Raw genomic sequence first — 18463 nt, forward strand, 5'->3', positions numbered from 1 at the left:
CCTAAAAAATACAAATAAGTACTATTTAGCTCCCAAATGATGTGTTTATGTGGTGTTTTTTTATTACTTTTTGACATTTTAGTATCTTTTTAGATAAACTCTTTCCAATATATTTGTGAATCGTATTTAGATTTAACAAATAAATTATGTTTCCCAAAAAAATAGCTATTTTAATTTCGTTTTTGCTGATTTCGGCTTTTTCTAATGCCCAAACTCAAAATACGAATAAAACTTTTTTATACGAAGGCCGAGTTGATCAACTTCAAAATGATCAGGTAATTTTAATCGGAACGGCTTCTTCGGTTTCTTTTAATTTTACAGGAAATGAATGCTCAATCTCACTTCAAAGCGTTGATTCTTATGAACATCATAATTATGTGCAATTAGTTTTGGATGGAAAATATATAGGAAAGGTTAGAATTGAAAAAGGAGCGATTCAGTCATTTCCAATCAAAGTGACTTCAAATCAAAAAGAGCATCGACTAGAAATCTACAAAAATACAGAAGCCCAAAGCGGTAATATTTTGTTTGCTGGAACAACGGCAAAACGGGTTCCAATTTCATTTAAAAAGAAAAAGAAAATCGAGTTCATAGGCGATTCTATTACTTGTGGCGCGGCTAGCGATCCGACAGAAGTTCCTTGTGATAAAGGAGAATATATGGATCATCACAATGGTTACTACGCTTATGGGCCAACACTTTCAAGAGCAATTGGAGCAGATTATTTAATGAGCTGTGTTTCGGGAATCGGAATGTACAGAAATTGGAATGACGAGCATAAAGATGAAGCCATAATGCCAGATGTGTATCCAAATTTATATCTCACAAAAGATGTGTCAAAGCCAAAGTACGACTTTGCTTTTCAGCCAGATATTATAAGTATTGCTTTAGGAACAAATGATTTTTCTGGTGGAGACGGTAAGAAAGAGCGTCTACCATTCAATCCTGAAAAATATGTTTCAAATTACATCAGTTTTATAAAGATGTTGTACCTACATAATCCGAAAGTACAGATTGTCATTACAAACAGTCCAATGGTTGGCGGAGATAGAGCAGTAGTTTTTGAAGATTGCTTGAATAAAGTTAAAAATGCTTTCGCGAATGATAAAGCGCACAAACCGATTCAAATTTTCAAATTTAAACCGATGACTCCAAATGGCTGTAGCGGACATCCTGATGTTGCAGATCATAAGGTTTTGGCAAATGAATATGCACCATTTTTAAAGAAATTGCTAAATGAAAAATAATATAATTAAGTTTGTTTTCTTTCTATTGATTTCCAGTACTATGATGGCAAACGTTTCGCTTCCGAATATTTTTGGTGATAATATGGTCTTACAGCGCAATTCTGAAGTGAAAATTTGGGGTTGGGGTAATCCAAAAGAAGAAATAAAACTGGTTTCTAGCTGGAATAATCAGGAATATAAAACCGTTGCCAACAATCAGGCAAAATGGGAATTAACCATTAAAACTCCAGAAGCTGGCGGACCTTTTACCATTTCGATAAAAGGCTACAATGAAGTTGTTTTTAAAAATATTTTGATTGGAGAAGTTTGGCTTTGCTCTGGACAATCTAATATGGAAATGTCAGCGAGCTGGGGAATTGACGACGGTGAAGAAGAAATGAAAAATGCCACAAATCCTAACATTCGATTTTTTACAGTTCCGAAATTAACGGCAGAAAATCCGCAGAACAATTTACTGGGAAACTGGACGGAATCGACTCCTGAAACCATGAAATATTTTAGTGCGGTTGGTTACTTTTTTGCCAAAAGGCTGCGCGAAGATTTAAAAAATGTCCCAATCGGATTGATTTCTTCCAATTGGGGCGGAACTCCTGCTGAAATCTGGATGTCACAAGAAGTGGTAAGCAACGATCCTGTTTTATTGGAAAATGCTAAAAAACTAAATGAACAAGAATACGGGCCAAGACAACCCGGACGTGCTTACAATGCCATGATTTATCCAATTATCGGATTTAAAATTGCTGGAACGCTTTGGTATCAGGGAGAATCAAATGTTGGCTCTTTGGTTTATGATAAAACGTTAGGCGCTTTAATTACGTCTTGGAGAAAAGAATGGAAAGACGAATTTCCGTTTTATTATGTTCAGATAGCGCCATTTAAAACTGGGAAGAATAATTTTTCAAATGTAACAATTAGAGATTCTCAAAGAAAACTATTGAAAGAAGTTCCGAAAACAGGAATGGTTGTCATTAGTGATATTTCGGATACGATTGATATTCATCCAAAAAATAAAAAGTCGGTTGGAATTCGTCTGGCAAATTTAGCTTTGGCTGAAACCTATAAAACCAATAATAATTTAGTTAATGGCCCACTCTTTAAATCCATTAAAATAGATAAAAACAAAGTAATCGTTTCTTTTGACTACGGAGACGGGTTGTATTTCAAAGATAAAAAATCGAATCAGTTTGAAGTTGCGGGAACAGATGGAGTTTTTTATCCAGCCGAAGCTTCAATTGAAAATAACGAAGTGATTTTGAAAAGTAAAAAAGTGGCTTCTCCAGCAAAAGTGAGGTTTGCATGGGGAAATACAATTCAGTCAGATTTGTTTAATAAAGCGAATTTGCCGGCTTCTTGTTTTGTTTCTGAGTGAGTGTATAAAGAAGAAAGAATTAAGAAGCAAGACTTTAGATTTTTTGTCAGGCTATGCGAAGTCGGAGTCCCGCAAGAAGCTCCACAAAGCAAAGACACAAAGTTTGTCATCCTGAGAAATGAAGGATCATACTCGGGAGCCGACAAAGATTGACGAAGTTCTGTGCGGAGTTTCTAGTGTGATCCTTCTCAGGATGACAAGATAACCGAAAATACTCTTTTGAAAACGATTTGCGTGAGGGATAGATGCGGTATCCTTTTGTGAAGAGAAACGGAACAAAAGATATAGCTGAAAGCCCGACCCGCCTTTTTCGGCGGGACACGCCCAAAAAAACTTAGAATCTTAGCATCTCAGAACCTTAGAATCTTAAAGAAAAAACTAACTAAACCACATATGAAAAATAAACAAATACTAATTATTGGGGTATTTTCCCTTTTTACGATTGGAAATATGAATGCACAGAAAAAGCCGTATCTGGATAAAAATAAAACTGTTGAACAACGTATCGATTTGCTTTTACCGTTAATGACGCTTGAGGAAAAAGTAGGGCAAATGAACCAATATAATGGTTTTTGGGATGTTACGGGGCCTGCTCCGAAAGGTGGAACGGCAGAATTGAAATACGAACATTTAAGAAAAGGATTGGTCGGATCGATGCTGACGGTTCGTGGAGTGAAAGAAGTTCGTGCGGTTCAGAAAATTGCGGTTGAAGAAACGCGATTAGGGATTCCGCTAATTATTGGTTTTGATGTAATACATGGTTATAAAACGTTAAGTCCGATTCCGTTGGCAGAAGCAGCGAGTTGGGATTTAGAAGCGATTAAAAAATCGGCGGCTATTGCGGCAGATGAAGCTTCGGCATCTGGAATTAACTGGACTTTTGGACCCAATGTCGATGTTGCAAATGATGCCCGTTGGGGACGCGTGATGGAAGGCGCGGGTGAAGATCCGTATTTGGGAAGTAAAGTCGCTTATGCGCGTGTAAAAGGTTTTCAGGGCGAAACGGTTGCTGATTTGGCAAAAGTAAATACGATTGCAGCTTGTGCAAAACACTTTGCCGCCTATGGTTATGTTGAAGCGGGATTGGAATATAATATTGTAGACATAAGTAATTCGAAATTATACAATTCGGTTTTGCCTCCTTTTAAAGCAACTGTAGATGCCGGAGTTCGTACGTTTATGAATTCGTTTAATACTTTGAATGGCGTTCCAGCAACTGGAAATGCTTTTTTACAGAGAGATATTTTGAAAGGGAAATGGAAGTTTGACGGATTTGTAATTTCTGATTATGCTTCGATTCGCGAAATGATTGCGCACGGTTATGCAAAAGACGAAGCCGATGCAACGGCAAAAGCAGTTATTGCAGGTTCTGATATGGATATGGAATCGTATTTGTATGTGGCCAAATTGGTTGATTTAGTAAAATCTGGAAAAGTAAAAGAATCTTTGGTTGATGATGCTGTTCGCAGAATTCTTCGTGTGAAATTTGAATTGGGATTATTTGATGATCCGTACAGATATTGTGATGAAAAACGTGAGAAGGAAGTTGTTGGAAGTAAAGCCAATAATGAAGGCGTTTTAGACATGGCGAAGAAATCTATTGTTCTTTTGAAAAATGAAAAGAATTTGCTTCCGCTAAAGAGATCAGGACAGAAAATCGCTTTGATTGGCGCTTTGGCAAATGATAAAAACAGTCCGTTGGGAAGCTGGAGAATTGCAGCTTCTGATGATACTGCAGTTTCTGTTTTAGAAGGAATGCAGCAGTATAAAAACAATCAGCTAACTTTTGAAAAAGGTGTTGATTTGTTAAAACAAAAAGCGACTTTCTTAACTGAAACAGTTTTCAACACAACAGATAAAAGCGGATTTGAAGCGGCTAAAACAGCAGCAAAAAATGCAGATGTTGTCGTAATGGTTTTAGGTGAATATGGTTTCCAAAGCGGTGAGGGAAGAAGTAGAACTGATTTGAATTTGCCAGGTTTACAGCAAGAGTTATTAGAAGAAATTTATAAAGTAAATCCAAATGTAGTTTTGGTTTTAAATAACGGACGTCCGTTAAGTATTCCTTGGGCAGCAGAGAATGTTCCGGCAATTGTTGAAGCTTGGCATTTAGGAACTCAAGCTGGAAATGCGGTTGCTCAGGTTTTATACGGAGATTATAACCCGAGTGGAAAATTGCCAATGTCGTTTCCAAGAAATGTGGGTCAGGTACCAATTTATTACAACAAATACAGTACAGGAAGACCAACAGACAGCGATAAAAATGTTTTCTGGTCGCACTACATGGATGTGGAAAAAACGCCTCAATTTCCGTTTGGTTTTGGTTTGAGCTACACCACTTTCGATTATAAGAACCTGAAATTGAATAAAACTTCTTTTGCAAAAGGTGAAAAAGTGCAAGTGAGCGTTGAGGTTACGAACTCTGGAAATTATGATGGAAAAGAAGTGGTGCAATTATACATTCATGATGAATACGCCAGTATCGTTCGTCCAATTAAAGAACTAAAAGGTTTTGAATTGGTGAATCTGAAAAAAGGTGAAACTAAAACGGTAACTTTTACTTTAACGGACAAAGAACTTGGTTTTTACAATAATGAAGGAGCTTATTTAGTAGAACCTGGAACTTTTAAAATCTTGGTTGGAGGAAGCTCTGATAAAGGTTTGCAAAGTGGGTTTGAGATTAAAGAGTAATTCTTTTCGAGATGCAAAGGGACAAAGTAACAAAGGTTCAAAGTTTTTTGAATAGCACCTAGATTTAATTAGGGAAATAAAATTTGAATAAGAAAAGGGCTTTAGCCAAACTTTGTAGGTTTGGCTAAAGCCCTTTTGATTGTGTTTATGTTTTCATCTAGCTAAAGCTGGACACTATTGATTTGTCATGTTGCTCAAGTGTTTATATATCAGTATTTTATTACAGAAAAAGTGTTTTGGTTTATGCTTTTGTTTTATCTTTGATAGACAGCCAATTAAATATTTTTAATTGGTGATTTAAGGTAAGCTGAAAACTTTCTAGAGTAGGCAAGATTTTAAAAATAGTATTATGGAACATTCTTTATTTAAAAAAGTGAAGGCAGCAATTGATTATTGGTACATTCCGTTATTAGTGGGAATACTTTTTGTAATCATCGGATTTTGGTCTTTTGCCACACCTGTAAAGGCATATTTAACATTGGCATTTTTATTTAGTGTGTCATTTATGGTCAGCGGAATTTTTGAAATTATTTTTGCACTTTCAAACAGAAAAAAAATAGACAACTGGGGCTGGACACTGGTATCAGGGATTATAGGTTTAGGTGTTGGAATAGTATTAATTGCTAACCCGTTAGTTTCAGTAACACTTTTGCCTCTTTATGTTGGATTGGCTATTTTGTTTCGTTCTGTAATGGCTATTTTTATGGCCTTTAATTTAAAAAGCTATTCTGTTCCCGACTGGAAAAATCTTTTAGGATTAGGAATTTTGGGACTTTTGTTTTCTTTTCTGTTATTATGGAATCCTGTTTTTGCAGGACTTTCAATAGTATATTGGACTGCTTTTGCTTTCATCGCAAGCGGTATTTTTTATATTTATTTTTCTTTTAAACTTAAAAAACTGCATGATTTAGTTTGAAAAAGAATAAGATTTATTTTCTCCCGCAGGTTTAGCAGATCAAGTGGATTTTTTAATCTCCTAAATCTGCCAAATCTGCGGGAGTTTTTTTTACCTTTAAAATCTATTAAAACTTCCAACTTTTAAATTAAAACAATGAAATATAACAGATGTGGAAAAAGCGGTTTGCTGCTTCCTGAGATTTCTTTAGGATTGTGGCATAACTTCGGATCGGTAGATAATTTTGAAAATGCCGAAAGTATTGCTATTGAAGCTTTTGATAAAGGAATTACACACTTCGATTTGGCGAATAATTATGGGCCAGTTCCAGGTTCGGCTGAAGAGAATTTCGGAAAAATATTATGGCATAATTTTCAAGGAAATTTGCGTGATGAAATCGTAATTTCTACTAAAGCAGGTTATACCATGTGGAAAGGTCCTTATGGAGATTGGGGTTCTCGTAAATATCTGCTTTCAAGTTTAGACCAAAGTTTGAAACGAATGAGTATTGATTATGTAGATATTTTTTATTCGCACCGCCCAGATCCAGAAACTCCGATTGAAGAAACGATGATGGCGCTAGATCATGCTGTTAGAAGTGGAAAAGCCTTGTATGTTGGAATTAGTAATTATTCGGCAGAACAGACTCGTGTTGCAGTTGATGTTTTAAAACAATTAGGAACGCCTTGTTTGATTCATCAGGCTAAGTATTCAATGCTTGAACGTTGGGTTGAAAATGGTTTGTTGGATGTTCTCGAAGAAAAGGGAGTCGGCTGTATTGCATTTTCGCCTTTAGCACAAGGACTTTTGACTGATAAATATTTAAATGGAATTCCTGAAAACTCTAGAGCGCATAATCCAAACGGGCATTTAAGAGAAGATGAGGTGACGCAGGAAAGAATTCAGAAATTAATTCAGCTGAATGAAATTGCTCAGAACAGAAATCAGTCTTTGGCGCAAATGGCTTTGGCTTGGCTTCAGAAAGATAAACGAATTACATCAGTTTTAATTGGCGCTAGTTCTGTAAAACAATTGTGTAACAATATTGATTGTTTACAGAATACCGAATTTTCGCATGATGAATTGAATGCGATTGAGAGTATTTTATCATAATAATTAAACCTAACAGGTTTTAAAAACCTGTTAGGTTTCCTAAATCATCATTTATTTTTTAACTTCAAATTGTAATCTTTTACAATTTCTAATGTTGATTTATCTCCATTAAAAACCGAATTTAAACCTTGAGGTTCTTGTGGCGGATCTGTTGTGAACGGTTCTCCCGGATTCCATTTTCCATCTGGATGAATTGCTTTTCCTTCGCCTCCGTAACCCCAGAAATTGACAGCTCTCAACGGACCGTTATTTTTAACGCTTTCTGCAACTCTTCCAAAAATATAGCTGTAAAACTTATCTCTGTAAACAGAAGGAGCTCCAGCATTCAGATTTTCATTTTCTCTCGGAAGACCAAATTCTTCAATTATTATTGGACGGTTTAAGTTGTTGGCCACTTTGATGTGATCGTCAATATATTTTCCAGCGTTTTCAATGGTTTTCGGAAATGTTGCTTCGGCATTATCAGCTTTAAACCAATTCCAGTTTTTAGGCCAAATATGCATGGTCAAATAATCAATATTCGGATTTTGATGCGTTCTTTCGAAGATTTCCATGCTGTCGTTTGAACTGTTTTTTCCTTCAGAACCTGTAGAAACCAAATGGTTTTTGTCTAAGCTGTCAATCAAATCCACAATAGAATTTAGCCATTTCGTGAATTTTGCCTCATTTTCTACCGTAAAAAGTCTTGGTTCGTTTCCAACCTGCCACGACATAATGGTGTTATCTTCATTGTATTTCTTTTTAGAATACGCATTTGTTCTGCCAATAATAAACTTCACATGACTGTTTAAAGCTTCTATACAAGGTTCACAACTGTGAAATTGTTCTGTATACGACATGAACTGCGGCCAAGTATTCGGCGGAATATTAGGAACTGGAACCGGACCTTTGCCATTCCATTCCAAATATTGCGACATTCCGCCCGACCATTCCCAGTTGTTGGTCAAATATAAAACGGCATACATATTTCGTTTGCTCATTTCGCTAATCAGGAAATCCAGTCCGTCCAATAAATCTTCGTCGTATTTTCCCTGTTCGTATTGCAAGGCAGGACGAACCGTGAAATCGTATTTCCCACCATCTGCTCCAACCAAAATGCGCAAATTATCGATTCCGTTTTTCTTCATTAAATCCAATTCGCGCAACAGTCTTTTACGGTCTCCTATTTTCTTTGATGCCAACATGCTTCCGTACCAATAATTGGTTCCAATGTAAGCGTAAGGTTTGTCGCCTTTATAGAACTGATTTCCTTTCACAGTAATTTTTTCCTGTGCCTGACAAGCAATTGCAGTAAAAATTAAGACTAATGAAAGTGTTTTAAAAAATCTATTTTTCATAATTTATATTTTAAGGAGCTAATCCCGCTATCCGCTCTATCTTTTATGGTGAACCCCACCATAAAAGGATGCCGCTTCTATCGGGGCTAGGGCTTTACGTTCTATAAGACGTTTTGATTTTTATTTGAAATTTTAATTTTCAATTCGACGAATAAGCTCCAGACATGCACGACTGTTATGATATGGACATTTCCAGAATCCAGCTTTATCTTTTTGCATTACACTATAATCTTCGTACACTCCCCAAAACCATTCTCCGTTTTGTGGGTCTATGATTTGTTTTTTTATGAATTTCCAGTTTTTGTAAACAATATCAAGATATTCTACTTTTCCTGTCAATTGATACGCATTGTAAAAACCGATTAAAGCTTCGGCTTGTGGCCACCAATGCTTTTCTGCTATTAATTCATCTTTTTCAGCATCAAATTCATACCATAAACCGCCATCAGCATCTAAACCTTCTTTGGTTACTTCTGCAATTTGAATGGCATGTTTTTTATAGTTTTCAATCAAAGTTTCATTTCCTGAAATTTCAGCGCATTGCTGCAAAAGCCAAGCCGCTTCAATATCATGTCCATACGAAATGACATCTGGCTTCTCTTTCCAGTTTTCATCAAAAAACAAACGTAAATGTCCTGTTTCGGTATTGATGAAATATTTTTCGATAGTTTCTAATAATTCGATAATCGTTGCCAGCAAATTTTCGTCTTTCCAAACTTTGTATAAATTCGCATAAGCCTCAATAATATGAAGATGCGTATTCATGGTTTTCTTTTCGTTGGCATCCTTTGCGCTCAAACGCAAATCTTCGATGGGTTGCCAATCTCTGGTAAAAGCTTCAAAATAGCCTTTGTTTACAGGATCATAGCTGTGTTCCTGAATTTTTAAATACAAATTTTTAGCTATTTCTAAAGCTTTTTCTTCTTTTGTAATGCTGTAAAATTCAGATAATCCGTAAATCGCAAAAGCTAAAGCATAAATCTGGTTTTTGGTGTCTTTTGGAGTTTTATCCTCATTTATACTCCAAAAAAGACCTCCAAATTGTGTGTCATAAAAGTAAGTTGCGAGAAACTCAAATGCTCTTTCTGCCAGCTTTTTGTGGTTTTCGTTTTTAGTGGTTTTGTAACTGGCAGAAAACGTCCAAAGAATTCGGGCGTTTAATACCGAACCTTTTTCAGCATTGAGAATGAGTTGATCATTAAAATCAATTTGCCCGACAAAACCGCCATTTTGGTCATCAATAGTACGTTCTGACCAATAGTTAAGAATAGAATTCAGTTCTGCTGTTAATTCCGATTTTAAAAGCTTGAGTTGTAATGACACGGTATTTTAGATTGCGTTATTTTTTTCGATTTGATTGATGATAGTTTGTACTGAACCAGCAGAAACAAAAGTGTCTGCGGGTGTATTTACAACATAATCTACTAATTTGTCTACAGTTGAAACTGCCACGTGCATTCTCGTATCCGATGAAGCGTAATAAACGTAAACCGTTCCATCTTCATCTTCAATCCATCCGTTAGAGAATAAAACATTCGAAACGTCGCCCACTCTTTCAATTCCTTCAGGCCCCATAAAATGCCCAGCCGGAACGTGTATTACTTTCGAAATATCATTCAAATCAGTCATAAACATATACAAAGTATAACGCAATCCAGCAGCAGTATTACGAACTCCGTGCGCTAAATGCAGCCATCCTTTTGAAGTTTTGATTGGCGCTGGTCCTAACCCGTTTTTCAGCTCGTAAATGGTGTGATACTGTTTTCCGAAAATGATTTTCTCGTCTTTAACAACTGGGTTTTTCATGTCTTCAACATACCCTAAACCGATTCCGCCTCCAGATCCAACATCAATAAAACCATCTTGTGGACGCGTGTATAAAGCGTATTTTCCGTTTACAAATTCCGGATGCAACACTACATTTCGCTGCTGGCCAGTATTTGAAATCAAATCTGGCAATCTTTCCCAGTTTACTAAATCTTTAGATCGAACAATTCCTGCATTAGCAACGGCCGAACTTGTATCGCCTTTTGGAGCATTTGGATCTTTTCTTTCAGTACAAAAAATGCCATATACATAACCATCTTCGTGATTAATCAGACGCATGTCATACACATTTGTATCTGGATCTTCTGTTTGCGGAATTACACAAGGTTTGTCCCAAAATTTGAAATTGTCGATCCCGTTTGGACTTTCGGCAATGGCAAAAAATGATTTTCTGTCTATTCCTTCAACACGAACAGCCAAAAGATATTTTCCATTCCATTTCATTGCTCCAGCGTTGAAAGCAGCATTAATACCGATTCTTTCTTGTAAAAACGGATTTGTTTTTTCATTAAAATCAAAACGCCAGTTTAACGGAATATGAGCAGCCGTAACAACAGGATTTTTGTAACGGTCATAAATGCCATTTCCAACAATTTCCTGTGGTTCGTTTTTTTGTTCAATAAGTATTTTATGTTCTTTTTCTAATGCCGATTTTCTTTCTTTAAAATGGACTGAAGATGTTATTGTTGTCATAAATTGATTGCTTTGTCTTTGGTTTTTTATTGATTTTGATCTCTCTTTTCGTTTAAATCCTGTTCTATAATCTGTAATTTTTCTTCTGATAAAGGGTAAAATGCTATAAAAGCTACCGAGATTGCGGCCGCAATTGCTGGTAGTATGCTTAACATTAATTGAATTCCGTTTTGAGCTGTCGCAGTCTGCTCGACATTGGCCTGAAAACCAAAGTAGCCTAAAAGCCAGCCTGCTCCGGCGCCGCCAATGGTCCAGCCAAATTTTTGTGACATGGATGAAGCCGAGAATACTAGTCCTGTAGCTCTGCGTCCTTGTTTCCATTCTGAATAATCGGCGCTATCGGCGTACATTGACCAGATTAATGGAAAAATACAGCCTGCACAAATACTGATTAAAACTTGGAAACTCATGATTAAGAAAATATCTTTTTTTCCGAATAAATAGAAAATAAGGCTTAAGATTGCAGCTAAAGCCATTGCTCCAAAAAAGGTTTTCTTTTTCCCAATTTTATTCGCAATTGGCGTAGCTATAATAACTCCGATGATGTTTGCAGCTTGTCCTAAAACCAAGTAGATTGAGGTTGGTGTCATATGAAAATCGGTTCCGAAAAATGAAAAATCAAAATTGATAGAACTACTGACATAATATTTGAAATAATAAACCGCAGCTCCGTCGCGAATGGAATTAAACACCAAAGCTCCAATCCCTGCTCCGAGTAAAATCCACCAAGGCTTATTTTTTAGGAGATCTTTTAAATCTTCTTTTAGGTTATTTTGTTCGTCTGCAATAGGTTTTATTCTTTCTTTAGTGAATGCAAAACAAGCCCAAAAAAATATGGTTGTGATTAATCCGAAAACTGCGATTGTTGCCAGCCAGCCACTTTTAGAATTTAGATTTCCACCAAAGTAGTTTACCAAAGGTTCAATCAGCCAAAGTGCCAAAAGACTTCCTCCAAAAGCAAAAACCATTCGATAAGATGAAAGCGTATTTCTTTCTTTTCTATCAGAAGACATTACGCCCAAAAGTGATGCGTACGGAACATTGATTAAAGAATAAATCATCATCATTAAAGAATACGTCACATAGGCATAGATGATTTTTCCTTTTTCGTCAAAATCTGGAGTATAGAAAGTTAAAACTCCAATCACGGCAAAAGGTATGGCAACCCAAAGAAGATAAGGTCTGAATTTTCCCCATTTGCTTTTGGTTCTGTCGGCTAGAATTCCAACAATCGGGTCAAAGCAAGAGTCCCAGATTCGAGTGATTAAAAACATGGTTCCCACTACGGCAGGTGCTAATCCGAAAACGTCGGTGTAGAAAAAGAGGAGATACATGCTGAAAATTTTCCAGAACATAGATGAAGCAGCGTCTCCAAGTCCGTAACCGATTTTTTCTTTTAAACTAATTTTGTCGTGCATTGGTTATTTTTTAAGGTTGTAATTTGTTTTGGGGCAGTTATTTTAATTTTTTCGGAATGTCTTTCTCAAATATTGTCTGATCTAGATTATAAAAATCAACAAAATCTTTCTCGCTTACTTGACCAGAAAATGGAGCATAATAATGCATTTTTTGTTCTTTTTCCTGCCAGCCATGGTTTCTCCACATTAATACATAAGAAATTTTATAGTCTCCGATTGCTTTCAATAAAGTGCCTGTCCACCATTTTGAATCTGGAATGGCTTCGTAACCAGCTTCAGCCAATGCCATTGGTTTGCTTTTTTGAAGACATATTTCGTTTAAAATTTTAAATTGCTTTTGAACTTCGCTGATAAACTTCTCACCAGTCGAATCATCATTATTTTGATAAGTGTCAAAACTTAAAATATCAGCATAATCATCTCCAGGATAATTGGCCAAGAAATCGTCTTCACTGCTGAAACTGCTTGTATTATATACATAAATAAGGTTGTGAACCCCTTTTTTCTGGAGATAATCGAAAGTGAATTTCCAAGCGGTTTTAAATTCTTCTGGAGTGCAGTTTCCTTTTCCCCACCAAAACCATCCGCCCGTAAGTTCGTGAAAAGGTCTAAAAAGTATCGGGATGTTTTTTCCGTTTTTATCTTTTAATGACAAAAAGAAAGTTGCCGCTTTATCTAGCCAAGAAGTGAATTTTTTATGATTTTGAGCTCCAGGTAAAATGGTTTTTAAAGAATTAGGAATATTATTCCAAGCATCTTTTCCTGTTGCGGGATTGTCAAAATGCCAGCTGATGGTTGAAATTCCGCCACGTGCATTTGCCTGTATGATATATTGTTTCATTTTATTGAAAGGAACACCGTCAATATTATTAGGTTTATCATTTTCTAAACCTGCAATGTCCCATCCATAAACTGCTGGATAATCGCCTGCAACATCTTTTACATCGCTTCGTCCGTCTTCATATTTCCATTTTACACCATAAGCCAAATCGTCTTGATGCCCAAATAAGAATCCTTTTTGAGATAATGTATTTAAGTTTTTATAAAGTGATTGAGTTTCAGCTGTTGCTTTTTTATCTGAAAGTGACAAAATTGTATTACTGTTGCTTTTTTGCGATTCGCATGAAGTGCTTACAAAAACAGCCGTTAGAAGCATGATAAAATGTTTTTTCATTGTCGATTTATTGATAGTTAATGGCACTAACTGCTAAAGATATGATATTTATGATTTTAAAATCTGTTAGTTTTTTATTCTAAAATTCTTTAGCAATTTGTCTTTAACATTATTAAAACTATAAAAAGTTATTTGATTAAAAATGATTAATGTTTATTATTAATATTCTTTTTAAAGATATGATAATTAATTTTTTCAAAGATAAACGGATGATTAAACTGTGATTAATATTATTTTATCAATTATATATCATATTATTGCAATCAAAAAATAGAATATCACCTTTCTGAAAAATACTTTTTAATATGAGTACTACGAAAAATTTTTATAGAGAAATAGCGCCGCTTGCTGCTAGTGACAGCTTTTTGGTTTTTGATCGCGTAAAAGATAGTTTTGATTTCCCGGTGCATTATCATCCAGAATTTGAGATCAATTTTATTCTAAATGGGAAAGGAGTAAAGAGGGTTGTAGGAGATAATATTGAAGAAATTGATAATGTAGAATTGGTTCTGATTGGTCCGAATTTATATCACGGTTGGGAATTGAATAAATGTACCAATAAAAAAATACACGAGATAACGATACAATTTCATAATGATTTATTTCATGAATCTTTGCTTGCAAGACGTATTATGAATCCGATCAGGGATATGTTTAACCGATCTATTCACGGCATTTTGTTTTCGAAAAAAACAGCCGAAGAATTAACGCCAAGGCTTGTGAAGCTTTCTAAATTGGATGGTATGGATTATTTCTTAGAGATTACTTCTTTGTTATATGATCTGGCTAATTCCAGAAATCAGCGTTTACTTTCTACATATACTGTAGACTATGATACGTTTGATGATTATGATAAAATGAAATTGGTTTACGAATACGTGCAGAAAAATTTCGCTGAGAAAATTACTTTAGAAGATGCAGCGAATGTAGCCAGCATGTCCATCATTTCTTTTAATCGATTTATTAAAAAACGTACAGGAAAAACTTTCGTCAATTATATAAATGATATCCGAATTGGTTACGCAGCACGTTGGTTGGTAGAAAAAGACATGAGTGTTTCTGAGGTTGCTTTTAAATCTGGCTTTAATAACATCGCAAACTTCAATCGCAGTTTTAAAGCGACAAAAAATTGTACGCCAAGTCAATATCGTGAAGAATTTTCGGGGCTGAAACGTATTTTATAGTGATACTTTTTTATCACAAATAAATATTATTTTTAACGAAAACGTTTGATTTTTGATATTTCATTAGTTTTTATTCATTGTTTAGGTTCTTTTTGAGGATTGTTATTGCGAATAATTTAATTTTTATGCGATTTTATTTTTATATATGTTTTTTTAATCGCCTATAGTAAAAATATTATCATTAAATGATATAATATTATCGATTTGATAATTCTCGCTGTTATAGATTTGTTGAAATAATTTAAAAGTAAAAATTACCCTGGCATTTGCTTTTAAGATTATGCAATAAACAAATTTAACTAACCAAACATTATTATGAAAAAACTAATGACTCACTTTCTTCATTGGAATGCTAACCACAGAGCGGTTCCTTTGATTGTATTCTTGCTGCTGACTAGTAATTTTATTGCTGCTCAGGTTAAAATAACAGGAGTAGTGTCTGATGATAAAGGAATGACAATTCCTGGAGCCAACATTTCTGTTGTTGGATCTAAAAATACCGCATCTTCAGACTTTGACGGTAAATATAGTATTGATGCCCCTTCAAATGGGACTTTGGTAGTGTCATTTATCGGTTTTGATTCCCAAAAAATTGCCATTGCAGGCAAAACTAAAATCAATATTTCTTTAAAACCGTCTTCAGAAGACTTAAAAGAAGTTGTTGTAATTGGATATGGGACTCAGAAAAAGAAAGATGTAAATGGAGCTATTTCTTCTGTTCGATCTAAAGATATTGAAAACTTAAAACAAGTTTCTATTGATCAGATGCTTCAAGGTAAGGCCGCGGGAGTTTCGGTAACAAATAACTCTGGCCAGCCGGGTGGTGCAGCTTCTGTAAGAGTTCGAGGAACGACTTCTATTACGGGAACAAATGAGCCTTTGTACGTCATTGATGGTGTGCCAATTTCTGGAGATGCAACTGGTAAATCTACGAGCGGGCAGACCTTGGCAGGTAAGGACGGGTTTTCTGCCTCTGGAGGAAGTGGTAATACAGCTATGAGTCCGTTGTCAATGATCAATCCAAATGATATTGAATCCATGGATATTTTGAAAGATGCTTCTGCTACTGCAATTTATGGGTCTCGTGGTGCAAATGGTGTTATTATTATTACGACTAAATCGGGTAAGAAAGGCGGCGGAAAAGTGTCGTATGAGAACTACACTTCTTTTGCAACTATAAGCAATAAATTGGATGTTTTGACATTGTCAGAATACGCAACTTTAAAAACCAATTTGGCTAAATTATGGGGGTTTCAGACTCGTCAGGAGTTTTCTCATCCTGAATTGCTAGGAGCTGGCACAAATTGGCAGGATGAAGTATATAGAACGGCTATTTCTAACAGTCATCAGCTTTCATTTTCTGGTGCGAAAGATGGAACAAGCTATTATTTGTCTGGAAGTTATTTGGATAATGAAGGAACGATTATCAATTCGGGGTTAAAGAGATATACGGTTAGATTGAATTTGGATTCAAAAATTAAATCTTGGTTAAGAATTGGTGGAAATCTAACAGGAGGTATTACAAATGAAAGAATTACGGTAAACCAAAGTTATTCAGGATTAATTTCGAATACATTATTGCAATCTCCTGATATTCCGGTTAGAAATGTTGATGGCTCATTTGCAGGTCCGCCATCTTCTGAACAAAGCGTTACCTATTATAATCCAGTTGCTGAGGCGTTAACTAGGGAAAATAAATTGGTTAGAAAAAATTTCTTAGGAAATGTTTATGCTGAGGCAGATATCATCAAAGGATTGAAATATCGCATTGAAATTGCCGCAAATACGGAGTTTTCTGAGAATGATGACTTCAGACCATCGTATGCATGGGGAAGCCAGGTAAATTTATTGGCAGATTTGGACGTAAGAAGACAAAACTGGTATTCTACAAATATTAAAAATTTACTGACTTACGACAGAACTTTTGGCAAGCACAAAATAACGCTTTTGGCAGGTCAGGAAGCAAATGATTCTCATTGGGAAGGTGTGATCGCATCTGCGCAAGGCTTTAAAACAAATTCAATTCACACCATTAATTTAGCAGATGTTGACAATAATACGATAACACAATATAAAGGAAGTGCTTCACTTTCGTCTTTGTTTGCTCGTGTTATTTATGACTTTAATGATAAATATAGCATTACGGCTTCTATCAGACAGGACGTTTCTTCGAAATTTGATCCGACTACAGATAACCAAAAAGGGGTTTTTAACGCTATTTCTGGTTCATGGAAATTGTCTAACGAGTCTTTTATGGAAGGAACTCGTAAATATATAGACAATATTAAATTTAGAGTGGGTTATGGAGAAACAGGAAATCAGCAGATTCCAAATAACAGTTACTCTGCAATGTTAGGAACGCAGAATTCAGGTTTAGGAAGCGGATTCTTGCCATCAAATTATCCGAATCCAGATTTAGTTTGGGAATCTTTGAATCAGACCAACTTAGGTATTGATTTTACATTGCTGAATAACAAACTTTCTGCAAGTTTTGATGTTTATGACAAAAAATCTAAAGGTTTCTTATTTCAAGTGCCGTTACCTTTATATCTGACAGGTGGTGGAGGTCAGTACGGAGGAGTTTCTGCTCCATACTCGAATTTGGGAACTATGAGTAATAAAGGTTATGATATTACGGTTGGATACGATTTAAGATCTTCAGGAAACTTTAATTGGGATGCATCTTTGGTGGTTTCTCATTACAAAAATAATCTAGACGAAATTGCTAACGGAATTGTGTTAACTCAAGAGGTTAATACCAACGGATATCAGCCAGTAGTAGTTACCAATACTACAATTGGAAATCCGATTGGATTGTTCTACGGGTATAAAACAGACGGAATTTTCAAGGATCAAACAGTTTTGGATAATGCACCGCTTCAATTTGGTCAGGCGGTAGGAACGGGAGTAGGAGAAACAGCTTTGGGAGATGTTAAATATGTGGATGTAAATGGAGACGGAAAAATTGATGCAAATGATAAAACATTCATCGGAAATCCGCATCCAAAATTCACTTACGGATTTACAAACAATTTCAAATATAAAAACGTAGATCTTTCTATTTTTCTTCAAGGTTCGTACGGAAATGATGTTATGAATTTGACAAGAAGAGCTGGTACAACAAATGCTTCTTTATATGATAACCAATTAGTGGAGGCAATGGATTATTATTCTCCAACAAATACAGCAAGTAATAACCCAAGGCCAATTGCAGATTCTTCAAATAATAACCTTCTTATTTCAGATCGTTATGTTGAAGATGGATCGTACTTAAGAATTCAGAATATAACACTAGGGTATTCTTTGCCGCAAGATGTAATTTCAAAATATAAAATTTCAAGATTAAGATTGTACGGGTCTGCACAGAACTTGTATACGTTTACAAATTATTCAGGTTATGATCCGGAGATTGGTTCATTTAATCAGAATGTGCTTTTATCAGGAATTGACAACGGAAGATATCCCGTAGCGAGAACATTTTTAGTTGGACTTAACCTAGAATTTTAAAATTAAAG

Annotated in this window: 12 protein-coding genes; 7 read left to right on the plus strand and 5 right to left on the minus strand. The window is 35.4% G+C overall.

Going from position 1 to position 18463, the window contains the following annotated elements; genetic code table 11:
* Nucleotides 1-146: 146 nt before the first annotated feature.
* From BB050_RS12840 to mgrA, 5 genes are all read left to right on the plus strand, one after another.
* Nucleotides 147-1247, plus strand: coding sequence for an SGNH/GDSL hydrolase family protein (locus BB050_RS12840; RefSeq protein ID WP_066033805.1), 1101 nt, complete (start codon nt 147-149; stop codon nt 1245-1247).
* On the plus strand, nt 1237-2616 hold the full coding sequence (locus tag BB050_RS12845) for a sialate O-acetylesterase (protein ID WP_066033806.1): 1380 nt from the start codon (nt 1237-1239) through the stop codon (nt 2614-2616). Before BB050_RS12840 ends, BB050_RS12845 begins: the two co-directional genes overlap by 11 nt.
* Before the next feature lie 393 nt (nt 2617-3009).
* Entirely contained in the window at nt 3010-5307 is a 2298-nt protein-coding gene (gene bglX, locus BB050_RS12850) for a beta-glucosidase BglX (protein WP_066033807.1), read from the plus strand.
* Nucleotides 5308-5656: 349 nt separating this feature from the next.
* On the plus strand, nt 5657-6223 hold the full coding sequence (locus tag BB050_RS12855; protein WP_066033808.1) for an HdeD family acid-resistance protein: 567 nt from the start codon (nt 5657-5659) through the stop codon (nt 6221-6223).
* A 135-nt stretch (nt 6224-6358) separates the two neighbouring features.
* Entirely contained in the window at nt 6359-7315 is a 957-nt protein-coding gene (gene mgrA, locus BB050_RS12860; protein ID WP_066033809.1) for an L-glyceraldehyde 3-phosphate reductase, read from the plus strand.
* Between the two features lie 47 nt (nt 7316-7362).
* Here the strand turns inward: mgrA and BB050_RS12865 are convergent, their stop codons facing one another.
* From BB050_RS12865 to BB050_RS12885, 5 genes are all read right to left on the minus strand, one after another.
* Nucleotides 7363-8652: a glycoside hydrolase 5 family protein gene (locus BB050_RS12865; RefSeq protein ID WP_066033810.1), complete on the minus strand. Its 1290-nt coding sequence runs from the start codon at nt 8650-8652 to the stop codon at nt 7363-7365.
* A 132-nt stretch (nt 8653-8784) separates the two neighbouring features.
* Nucleotides 8785-9975, minus strand: a complete 1191-nt coding sequence (locus BB050_RS12870; RefSeq protein WP_066033811.1) for an AGE family epimerase/isomerase — start codon at nt 9973-9975, stop codon at nt 8785-8787.
* A 6-nt stretch (nt 9976-9981) separates the two neighbouring features.
* Nucleotides 9982-11172, minus strand: a complete 1191-nt coding sequence (locus BB050_RS12875; RefSeq protein WP_066033812.1) for a glycoside hydrolase family 130 protein — start codon at nt 11170-11172, stop codon at nt 9982-9984.
* Between the two features lie 26 nt (nt 11173-11198).
* The gene (locus BB050_RS12880; RefSeq protein WP_066033813.1) at nt 11199-12590 is read right to left on the minus strand and encodes an MFS transporter; all 1392 of its coding nucleotides are present in this window, start codon (nt 12588-12590) and stop codon (nt 11199-11201) included.
* Between the two features lie 37 nt (nt 12591-12627).
* The gene (locus tag BB050_RS12885; RefSeq protein WP_066033814.1) at nt 12628-13764 is read right to left on the minus strand and encodes a glycoside hydrolase family 26 protein; all 1137 of its coding nucleotides are present in this window, start codon (nt 13762-13764) and stop codon (nt 12628-12630) included.
* 305 nt (nt 13765-14069) lie between these two features.
* On the opposite strand from BB050_RS12885, the gene BB050_RS12890 reads away from it, so the two are divergent.
* Complete coding sequence (locus tag BB050_RS12890) at nt 14070-14948, plus strand: AraC family transcriptional regulator (RefSeq protein ID WP_008468130.1); 879 nt, start codon at nt 14070-14072, stop codon at nt 14946-14948.
* 315 nt (nt 14949-15263) lie between these two features.
* On the plus strand, nt 15264-18455 hold the full coding sequence (locus BB050_RS12895) for a SusC/RagA family TonB-linked outer membrane protein (RefSeq protein ID WP_066033815.1): 3192 nt from the start codon (nt 15264-15266) through the stop codon (nt 18453-18455).
* The last annotated feature ends 8 nt before the right edge of the window (nt 18456-18463 follow it).

The organism is Flavobacterium anhuiense (assembly GCF_001705175.1).
Classification (GTDB): Bacteria; Bacteroidota; Bacteroidia; order Flavobacteriales; family Flavobacteriaceae; genus Flavobacterium; species Flavobacterium anhuiense.